Source organism: Kumtagia sp., assembly GCF_059502445.1.
The window spans coordinates 1-10302 of record NZ_JCACER010000111.1 but is presented as its reverse complement, the minus strand read 5'-3'; the positions used below and the strand labels follow the sequence as shown (position 1 = coordinate 10302).

8 protein-coding genes are annotated in these 10302 nt (G+C 67.0%); 5 read left to right on the top strand and 3 right to left on the bottom strand.

Translation table 11 applies throughout. The features are described 5' to 3' along the window. Positions 1–146: 146 nt before the first annotated feature. Positions 147–980, bottom strand: coding sequence for a bifunctional allantoicase/(S)-ureidoglycine aminohydrolase (locus AC5JDC_RS29910; RefSeq protein WP_495847321.1), 834 nt, complete (start codon positions 978–980; stop codon positions 147–149). A gap of 9 nt (positions 981–989) precedes the next feature. Then, complete coding sequence (gene puuE, locus AC5JDC_RS29905) at positions 990–2432, bottom strand: allantoinase PuuE (RefSeq protein ID WP_495847319.1); 1443 nt, start codon at positions 2430–2432, stop codon at positions 990–992. Between the two features lie 174 nt (positions 2433–2606). Between puuE and uraH the strand changes: the two genes are divergently transcribed. From uraH to xdhC, 4 genes are all read left to right on the top strand, one after another. Then, positions 2607–2972 (top strand): hydroxyisourate hydrolase, encoded by a 366-nt coding sequence (uraH, locus tag AC5JDC_RS29900; protein ID WP_495847317.1) that lies wholly within the window; start codon positions 2607–2609, stop codon positions 2970–2972. Positions 2973–3205: 233 nt separating this feature from the next. Continuing rightward, on the top strand, positions 3206–4681 hold the full coding sequence (xdhA, locus tag AC5JDC_RS29895) for a xanthine dehydrogenase small subunit (RefSeq protein WP_495847315.1): 1476 nt from the start codon (positions 3206–3208) through the stop codon (positions 4679–4681). A gap of 229 nt (positions 4682–4910) precedes the next feature. Continuing rightward, a complete protein-coding gene (gene xdhB / locus AC5JDC_RS29890) occupies positions 4911–7271 on the top strand; it encodes a xanthine dehydrogenase molybdopterin binding subunit (RefSeq protein ID WP_495847313.1) in 2361 nt (786 codons plus the stop codon). Positions 7272–7533: 262 nt separating this feature from the next. Continuing rightward, the gene (gene xdhC, locus AC5JDC_RS29885) at positions 7534–8526 is read left to right on the top strand and encodes a xanthine dehydrogenase accessory protein XdhC (protein WP_495847311.1); all 993 of its coding nucleotides are present in this window, start codon (positions 7534–7536) and stop codon (positions 8524–8526) included. A gap of 391 nt (positions 8527–8917) precedes the next feature. Here the strand turns inward: xdhC and AC5JDC_RS29880 are convergent, their stop codons facing one another. After that, positions 8918–9460, bottom strand: a complete 543-nt coding sequence (locus AC5JDC_RS29880; protein ID WP_495847309.1) for a winged helix-turn-helix transcriptional regulator — start codon at positions 9458–9460, stop codon at positions 8918–8920. A 119-nt stretch (positions 9461–9579) separates the two neighbouring features. Here AC5JDC_RS29880 and AC5JDC_RS29875 point away from each other — a divergent pair, with 119 nt between their 5' ends. Continuing rightward, positions 9580–10047, top strand: coding sequence for an SRPBCC family protein (locus tag AC5JDC_RS29875; RefSeq protein ID WP_495847307.1), 468 nt, complete (start codon positions 9580–9582; stop codon positions 10045–10047). Positions 10048–10302 lie beyond the last annotated feature (255 nt).

Here is a 10302-nt window from a genome sequence, read left to right as displayed (position 1 = left end):
CGACACCAACGCTCTGGATTCCGGGTTCCGCTGCGCGGCCCCGGAATGACGATCATCATCGGCATATGCGATTGCCCTGCCCTTGCGGGGGAGATGTCCGGCCCATTCGACAGGCTCAGGACAGAGGGGGGTGCGAAGGAACGCGATCATCGCCCGAATCCCCCCAGCTTCGCATGCCGGTTGACGTCCTTGTAAAGCAGGTAGCGGAATTTTCCGGGGCCGCCGGCATAGCAGGCCTGCGGGCAGAAGGCACGCAGCCACATGAAGTCGCCGGCCTCGACCTCCACCCAGTCCTGGTTGAGCCGGTAGACCGCCTTGCCTTCCAGCACGTAGAGCCCGTGCTCCATGACATGCGTCTCCGGGAAGGGAATGACACCGCCCGGCTCGAAGGTGACGATGGTGACGTGCATGTCGTGGCGGACGTCCGTGGGGTCGACGAAGCGCGTGGTCGCCCAGCGCCCGCCCGTATCCGGCATGGCCGCCGGCTCGATCTCCTGCTCGTTGACGAATACGGCCTGCGGCGGCTCTATGCCGTCGACGAATTCGTAGGCTTTGCGGATCCAGTGGAAGCGCGCCGCGCTGCCACCGGTGTTGCGCAGGCTCCAGGCGCTGCCCGGCGGGATGAAGGCGTAGCCGCCCGGTGTCATCGCATGGGCTTTCCCGCCGAGCGTGACCGTCACTTCGCCCTCGACCACGAAAAGCACGCCCTCCGCGCCCGCATCCGGTTCCGGGTTGTCGCTGCCGCCGCCGGGCAGAACCTCCATCACATATTGCGAAAAGGTCTCGGCGAAGCCGGAGAGCGGCCGCGCGATCACCCAGGCGCGCGTCTTCTCCCAGAACGGCAGGTAGCTGGCGACGATGTCGCTGAACTCGCGGCGCGGGATGACGACATAGGCTTGCGTGAACACGGCCCGGTCGGTGATCAGGTCGGTCTGCGGCGGCAGGCCGCCTTTGGGCGCGTAATAGCTGCGGGCGGTCATGGTCGCTCCTCAGGCGGGCAGGATGTCCTTCAGCCTGAGAAGCGCGATGCGCTCCACCTGGCCGCAGGCTGTTGCGAATTCCGTGGCACGGTTATTGGCGATGCGGCTCTCGAAGGCAGCCAGAATATCCGCCTTGGTCCGTCCCTTGACCGCGATGATGAAGGGAAAGCCGAATTTTTCGACATAGGCGCCGTTCAGCTCGGTGAAGCGGGCGCGCTCGGCGTCGGTCAGCGCGTCGAGCCCGGCCGAGGCCTGCTCCTTCGCCGATTCCGGCGTCAGGCGTTTTGCCTGCGCCAGCTTTCCGGCGAGATCGGGGTGAGCCTTGAGCACGCCGAGGCGCTCCTCCTCGGAAGCCGAGCGGAAGGCGCGGCAGAGCGCGTTGGCGAGGCCGCCGACGCTGTCATGCGCCGCGCCGAGCTCGAGCTCGAAGGCGCGCTCGGCAACCCAGGGCGAATGCTCGAAGATGCCGCCGAACTTTTCGACGAATTCCTCGCGGCCGAGGCGCGAGGGGCGCAGCGCCGGTGCCTGGTACGGATGCGTCTCGCGCCAGTGGCGGGCGATGTCGATGCGCCGCGGCAGCCACACGCGCTCATGGCCCTTCACATAGTCGATGAAGCGCTTCAGCCCGAGCACGCGTCCCGGCCGGCCGACGAGCCGGCAATGCAGGCCGATCGACATCATCTTCGGCCGGCCCGCTTGGCCTTCGGCGTAGAGCGCGTCGAAGGCGTCCTTCAGGTAGGCGAAGAACTGGTCGCCATTGGTGAAGCCGGCCGAGATGGCGAAGCGCATGTCGTTGGCGTCGAGCGTGTAGGGGATGATGAGCTGCGGTGGGATCGCGGTGCCGTGGCCGTCATGATCGAGCCAGTAGGGCAGGTCGTCGTCATAGGTGTCGGAGACATAGTCGAAACCGCCCTCCTCCGCCGCCAGCCGCACCGTGTTGACCGAGGTCCGGCCCGTGTACCATCCGGTCGGCCGCTCGCCGGTGACTTCCGTATGCAGGCGGATCGCCTCGGCCATGTGGGCGCGCTCCTCCTCGGCCGAGTATTCGCGATAATCGACCCACTTCAGCCCGTGCGACGCGATCTCCCAGCCAGCCTCCTGCATGGCCGCGACCTGGTCGGGCGAGCGGGCCAGCGCCGAGGCGACGCCATAGCAGGTGGCAGGCACACTGGCTTCCGTGAACAGCCGGTGCAGCCGCCAGAAGCCGGCGCGCGCGCCGTATTCGTAGATCGATTCCATGTTCCAGTGGCGTATGCCGGGCCACGGCTGCGCGCCGGTGATCTCGGACAGGAACGCCTCGGAGGCGGCGTCGCCATGCAGCAGGCAGTTCTCGCCACCCTCCTCGTAGTTGACGACGAACTGGACGGCGACGAAGGCGCCGTTCGGCCAGCGCGGATCCGGCGGATTGGCGCCGTAGCCGCGCATGTCCCGGATATAACGTTTGGGAGTCATGGGTTGGCCGTTTCCTCTTTGTTGTCTGAACGATAGCGGATGCCACGGGAAGCCGATCCCCCCGAAAAATTTGAAAGTCTTTTTGTGGCGCTCCGCTTCCCTGCGACCGCGGCATGGCCTTTAATCCATGTACGATCCAGGATCGCGTTCGAACGTACCACGGAGGGAGGCCGAATGGCGAAGGCAGAAGGCGGGCGGCTGACCACCCATGTGCTCGACACCGCGTCCGGAAAGCCGGCGGCCGGGCTGAGGATCGCGCTCTACAGGCTCGACGGCGAGCGCCGGTCGCATCTGAAGACGGTCGTCACCAATGCGGACGGCCGCTGCGACGCCCCGCTCCTGGAAGGCGACGCCTTCGCCGCCGGCGAATACGAGCTGGTCTTCGCCGCCGGCGACTATCTGCGCGCACACGCTACGGCGCTGCCGGAGCCGGCCTTTCTGGATCAGGTCCCGATCCGCTTCGGCATGGCCGAGCAGACGCACTACCACGTGCCGTTGCTGATCTCGCCCTACGGCTATTCGACCTACAGGGGGAGCTGATGGTTGTGTTCAGCCCGGCGCTCCTTCGCACCCCCCTCTGTCCTACCGGACATCTCCCCCGCAAGGGGGGAGATTGGCCTGCCGCTTTCCTTTCGCCAATCTCCAACTTCGCAGAAGATGCGAAGTCGTCGAAGCTGCCAATCTCCCCCCTTGCGGGGGAGATGTCCGGCAGGACAGAGGGGGGTGCGAAGGAGCGCCGCCCATACCGCTGGTCCCTGGAAAGGCGCTGAGCCATGGCAAGGACAGAAACCCGCGCCGAAATCCGCTTCATCCTCAATGGAGAGGACGTGGCGCTCTCCGACGTCGCGCCCGACGAGACGCTGCTCGACTGGCTGCGGCTGGAGCAGCGCCTGCGCGGCACCAAGGAGGGCTGCGCCGAGGGCGACTGCGGCGCCTGCACCGTGCTGGTCGGCCGGCTCTCCGGCGGAAAACTCGTCTATGAGAGCGTCAATGCCTGCATCCGCTTCGTCGGCTCGCTCGACGCCACCCATGTCGTCACCATCGAGCATCTGAAGGGCAAGGACGGCAGGCTGCATCCGGTGCAGCAGGCGATGGTCGGCTTCCACGGCTCGCAATGCGGCTTCTGCACGCCGGGCTTCGTCATGTCGCTCTACGGCCTGTGGATGCGCTCCCCTAACCCGTCGGATGCCGAGATCGAGAAGGCACTGCAGGGCAATCTCTGCCGCTGCACCGGCTACGAGGCGATCATGCGCGCCGCCCGCGCCATCTCCGATTACGGCCAGGCGGCGAAGGACCCGCTGCTCGCCGAGCGCGCGCAGATCGCGAAGAGGCTGGCGACACTCAGGGACGGCCGCCGCGTCGACATCGGCGAGGGCAAGGCACGCCTCGTCGTGCCGGCCTCGCTCGACGATTTCGCCGAGATCTATCAGGCCGAGCCGAAAGCGACCGTGGTGGCCGGCTCCACCGACGTCGGCCTGTGGGTGACGAAATTCATGCGCGAGATTTCCCCGGTCGTCTTCATCGGCGGGATCGACGAGCTGAAATCCATTTCCGAAGCGGATGGCGTCATCACCATCGGCGCCGGCGTCACCTACACCGAGGCCTTCGCGCTGCTCGCGGACCGCATCCCGACCATGGGCACGCTGCTGGACCGCCTCGGTGGCGAGCAGGTGCGCAACATGGGCACGATCGGCGGCAACATCGCCAACGGCTCGCCGATCGGCGACACGCCGCCGCCGCTGATCGCGCTGGGCGCGCAACTCACGCTGCACAAGGGCGCGGAGCGCCGGAGCATCCCGCTGGAGGATTTCTTCGTCGCCTACGGCAGGCAGGACCGGCTGCCCGGCGAGTTCGTCGAGAGGGTCACCGTTCCGCTGCCGGCAAAGGACGAAAAATTCGCCGTCTACAAGGTGTCGAAACGGCGCGACGAGGACATCAGCTCGACGCTCGGCGCCTTCCGGCTGCGGCTCGCCGAAGACGGCACGGTGGCATCGATCCGCATCGCCTTCGGCGGCATGGCGGCGACGCCGAAACGCGCGCTCGCCGTCGAGGCCGCGCTGGAAGGCAGGCTCTGGACGGAGGCGGCGGTGGACGCCGCGCTCGCCGCCTTCGAGTCCGACTTCACGCCCTTGACCGACATGCGCGCCAGCGCGGAATACCGTATGCTGGCGGCGAAGAACCTGCTCCGCCGCTTCTTCGTCGAGACGACCGGCACGAGGGCGCCGGTCCAGGTCGGACGCGCGGCGTGATGGGATCTATGCCGGATATGGGAACATTCGCGCTCCTTCGCACCCCCCTCTGTCCTGCCGGACATCTCCCCCGCAAAGGGGGAGATTGGCAGTTTCGGCGGCATCGCCTCTCCTGCGACCTCGGCGACCGTCGAAATCCAAGCGGCAGGCTGATCTCCCCCCTTGCGGGGGAGATGTCCGGCAGGACAGAGGGGGGTGCGAAGGAGCGCCACGCCGGGGGGATGTGTCGATGAACAAGCATGCCTCTCCCGACCTCAAGGCCGCAAGGATCGCCGGCGCCGTCCACACCGACCAGCGCCACGATTCCGCGCACAAGCACGTCACCGGCGAAGCCGTCTATATCGACGACATGCCGGAGCCGGCCGGCACGCTGCACGGCGCGCTCGGGCTGTCGACGGTTGCACATGCAACCATTCGCGGCATCGACCTCTCCGCCGTCGGAACCGCTCCCGGTGTCATCGCCGTGCTGACCGCCGCCGACGTGCCCGGCGAGAACGATATTTCCCCGACCGGCCGCCACGACGAGCCGATCCTGGCCGAAGGCGCGGTGCAGTTCTTCGGCCAGCCCATCTTCTGCGTCATCGCCGAAACCCGCGAGCAGGCGCGCCGTGCCTGCCGGCTGGCGAGGATCGAGTACGACGAACTGCCGGCCGTCATCGACGTGTGGGACCTCGATCCGGCGAAGGACAAGCTCGTCACGCCGCCGCTGACGCTGAAGCGCGGCGACGCGGCCGGCGCGATCGCCACCGCGCCGCGCCGCGTGAAGGGACGCATGCGCGTCGGCGGCCAGGATCACTTTTACCTGGAAGGCCACATCTCGCTCGCCGTGCCCGGCGAGGACGGCGACGTCACCGTCCACTGCTCGACCCAGCACCCCAGCGAGGTGCAGCACATGGTGGCGCATGCGCTCGGCGTGCCGAGCCACGCGGTCACCGTCGAGATCAGGCGCATGGGCGGCGGCTTCGGCGGCAAGGAGACGCAGGGCAACCAGTTCGCCGCGCTGGCTGCGATAGCCGCCAAGCGGCTCGGCCGCGCCGTAAAAATCCGGCTCGACCGCGACGACGACATGCTTGCCACCGGCAAGCGCCACGACTTCGTCGTCGACTACGACGTCGGATTCGACGATGAAGGCAATATTCTTGGCGTCGACTACATCTATGCGGCGCGCTGCGGCTTCTCGTCCGACCTCTCAGGCCCGGTGACCGACCGCGCGCTGTTCCACTGCGACAACGCCTATTTCTGGCCGGCCGTCCAGGCGAAGTCCGCGCCGCTCTACACCAACACCGTCTCCAACACCGCCTTCCGCGGTTTCGGCGGCCCACAGGGCATGGTCGGCGCGGAGCGCATCATCGACGAGGTCGCCTTCGCGGTCGGAAAGGACCCGCTGGAGATCAGGAAGCTCAACTTCTACGGCCAGAAAGGCGACAAGAGGGGCGAGCGCAACGTGACGCCCTACCACCAGACGGTGGAGGACAACATCATCCACCGCATCGTCGCGGAACTGGAGGCAAGCGCCGACTACGAGGGCCGCCGCCGCGAGATCGCCGCCTTCAACGCCAACAGCCGCATCGTCAAGCGCGGCCTGGCGCTGACGCCCGTCAAATTCGGCATCTCCTTCACCGCGACCCACTACAACCAGGCCGGCGCGCTGGTGCATGTCTACACCGACGGCTCCGTGCACCTGAACCACGGCGGCACCGAGATGGGCCAGGGGCTCTACGTCAAGGTCGCCCAGGTGGTCGCGGAAGAATTCCAGATCGACATCGACCGGGTGAAGATCACCGCCACCACGACCGCAAAAGTGCCCAACACCTCGGCGACCGCAGCCTCGTCCGGCTCGGACCTGAACGGCATGGCGGCGCAGGACGCGGCCCGCCAGATCAGGAAGCGGCTCACCGACTTCGCCGCGGACAAATATTCCGTGCCGGTCGACCAGATCGCGTTCCTGCCCAACCGGGTGCGGATCGGCAACCAGGAGATTCCCTTCCCCGACCTGGTCAAGCAGGCCTATATGGCGCGCGTCCAGCTGTCGGCCGCCGGCTTCTACAAGACGCCGAAGATACACTGGAACCGTGACAAAGGCGAAGGCCATCCGTTCTACTACTTCGCTTACGGCGCCTCCTGCTCGGAGGTGTCGGTCGACACGCTGACGGGCGAGTATGTGGTCGAGCGCTCCGACATCCTGCACGAGACCGGCCGCTCGCTGAACCGGGCGATCGATCTCGGCCAGATCGAAGGCGGTTTCATCCAGGGCATGGGCTGGCTGACCACCGAGGAGCTTTGGTGGGACGGCAAGGGGCGGCTGCGCACCCACGCGCCGTCGACCTACAAGATCCCGCTCGCCTCGGACCGCCCGAAGATCTTCAACGTGACGCTGGCCGACTGGCCGGAGGCGCATGAGCCGACCATCCACCGCTCCAAGGCGGTGGGCGAGCCGCCCTTCATGCTGGCCATGTCCGTGCTGCACGCGCTGTCGGACGCGGTGGCAAGCGTCGCCGATCACAGGTTCTGCCCGCGCCTCGACGCCCCCGCCACGCCGGAGCGCGTGCTGATGGCGATCGAGCGGCTGAGAGGGGGGGCGGGAAGGTAGGCTCCGCCGGTCAATCGGCGGAAATGCTGGTATAGTTGCTCGTGATGTTTGCGCTCAGTCGCACCCCCCTCTGTCCTGCCGGACATCTCCCCCGCAAGGGGGGAGATTTGCCGGCCGCCTTGATTTCGCCAATCGCCAACGGTGCAAGAATGGCGGCAAGGTCAACGCTGCCGATCTCCCCCCTTGCGGGGGAGATGTCCGGCAGGACAGAGGGGGGTGCGACGGAACGCGGCCTTCCCGCATATCGGTGGGTCACCGCGCCATGACCTTCACCGTTCAGTCTCTGAGGACTTTCCTCGCCGCCGGCCCCACCGCCCTGGTCGAGGTCGCCTCGGCAAAAGGCTCGACGCCGCGCGAGAAGGGCGCCTGGATGCTGGTGTCGCCGGAAAAAATCTTCGGCACGATCGGCGGCGGCCAGCTCGAATTCATGGCGATCGACAAGGCGCGCGAGATGCTGCGCGGCGCCCTCTCCCCCCTCGAGGAGATGTCGCCGAAGGCGACAGAGGGGGTTGTTGCGGCAACGCGCCGACCTGATCTTGCGGCGCGGCAAGGAACCTCGAGCACTGCCGCAACGACCCCACCCGGCGGCTTCGCCGCCACCCTCCCCTCAAGGGGGAGGGAGACCCTGCTCTCCATCCCGCTCGGCCCCGAGATCGGCCAGTGCTGCGGCGGGCGGGTCGAGCTGTCGATTCGCCTGGTCGACGAAGCGCTCAAAACCCGGCTTCTCGACCAGGCCACGGCCGAAGATGCCCGGCTGCCGCATGTCTATCTCTTCGGCGGCGGCCATGTCGGCCACGCGCTGGCCTCGGCCTTTTCGCTGCTGCCGCTGAGGACCATCGTGGTGGAGACCCGCGCCGAAGCCCTGGAAGGCATGCCCATGGCGGTCGAGGCAAAACTGACGCCTGTGCCGGAGGAGATGGTGCGCGCGGCGCCGGCCGGCTCCGCCTTCGTCGTGCTCACCCACGACCACGCATTGGATTTTCTGATCGTCGCCGAAGCGCTCAAGCGCGACGACGCGGCCTATGTCGGCATGATCGGCTCGAAGACCAAGAAGGCGACCTTCCGCGGCTGGTATCTCAAGACCGCCGGCGGCAGCGAACGGACGTTTGCGCGCCTCGTCTCGCCGATCGGCGGCGATGCCGTCAGGGACAAGCGCCCCGCCGTGATCGCGGCACTCGCCGCCGCCGAGATCATGACCGCGCTGGCGACCGCTTGCGCCGGCGCGCAGGCAAACCCCTCGACCGCTCGGGCCTGACACCGGCGTCTTTCACCCCACCCGCCTTGCTTCGCTCGGCATCCTCCCCATCGAGGGCACGGAGTGGCGCCAGGCTCGCTGCCTTCCTCCCCCTTGAGGGCAGGGCAATCGCATATGAGTTTACCCCACCCCTAACCCCTCCCCACAAAGGGGAGGGGGACCGGTTGGCATCACCGCAAGGCGTCAATCCTCGCGGTTTCGCGCGGCATGGCGGCCGCAAAGTTCCCCTCCCCCTTGTGGGGAGGGGTTAGGGGTGGGGGTACGGGCGGCGAAAGTCGTCGTCGATTGCCATATGCAATTGCCCTGCCCTCAAGGGGGAGGTCTCTGGCCCGAAGGGCCGGAGGGGGTAGAGCAACCAAATCGTGCGGATCGCTGTGGCGAGGTGAAACGGTCAGTCGCCGGCCTGACCCGCATCGCCCTCGCCGGCCTTGCGCGCCATCACCGCCTCATAACCCGCCCTAAGCTGCATCCACACCGGCAACTCGTCCGGGTCGGCGTCGGCGGCGCTCTCGCCGAGATGCTCGCGGCGCAGCTCGCGCATGAACTGCTCCCACATCTTCGGGCCGCCCTGCTCCAGCAGGATGGCGCGGATCGACAGCTCCTCGCTCACCGGCAGCCATTTCGAGCCCCAGGCGCCGATCTGGGCGAACACCGGAACAAGCTCGATTGCCTTCTCGGTCAGGCTGTAGATCGCCTTCTGCTTGTGCGTCGGGTCGTCCGCCCTGGTGAGCATGCCCTGCTCCACCAGCTTCCTCAGCCGGTCGGCAAGAATGTTGGAGGCGATGCCCTCCTGCGAGTTGGTCAGCAGCTCGCGAAAATGCCGGCGGTTGCCGAACATCATGTCGCGCAGGATCAGCAGGCTCCACCGGTCTCCCAATATCTCGACGGTCAGGTTGATGGGGCACCCCGATCGATGCTCGGAAACGGCATCCATTCTCTTCTCCAAAAAAACCAGTTGCAAAGTACTACCGGTTTCGCTAGATATCAACTGCTTGCAAACCGCAACTGGTTGCATCAAAGCCGATGGGCCGGTGCACAGAGAGGAGAAGTCCGATGACCGCGCATTCCGTCCAGCACGGCACTTTCACCATCGAGCGGCGTTATGCTGTCGCGCCGGCCGTCGTCTTCGCGGCTTTCGCCGACCCCACCGCCAAACGGAAATGGTTCATCGAGGGCGAGGGCTGGACGATCGACGGCTACGAGGCCGATTTCCGCGTCAGCGGAGCCGAGCGCAGCCGCTTCCGCTTCGGCGACGGCCCGCCCATGGGCAACGAAACGCTCTACATGGACATCGTGCCCGACCGCCGCATCGTCATCGCCTATGCGATGACGCTGGAGGGCACGCCCTTCTCGGCCTCGCTCGCGACCATCGAGTTCCTGCCCGACGGCGACGGCACGAAGCTCGTCTACACCGAGCAGGCCGCCTTTCTCGACGGCAAGGACGAGGTGGCGAGCCGCAGGGATGGCTGCGGCGGCCTGCTTGAGGCGCTCGCCCTTTATCTCGACAGGGGCGCAGCTTGAGCGGGAAAGGTGCCGCCGGCATTCAGGCTGGAACCCTCCCCCAGGGGCAGGGCGATCGCATATGAGTTGTATCGGCGCGGCAGACAGCTCGGCGTCGTCATTCCGGGGCCGCGCCGCGGAACCCGGAATCCAGAGTGCCGACGCTGCTCGAAATTCCTGGATATTTGCGAGGTTTCGCTTTTCCTTCGACACCAACGCTATGGATTCCGGGTTCCGCTGCGCGGCCCCGGAATGATGGGTGGACGGCCCCTCACG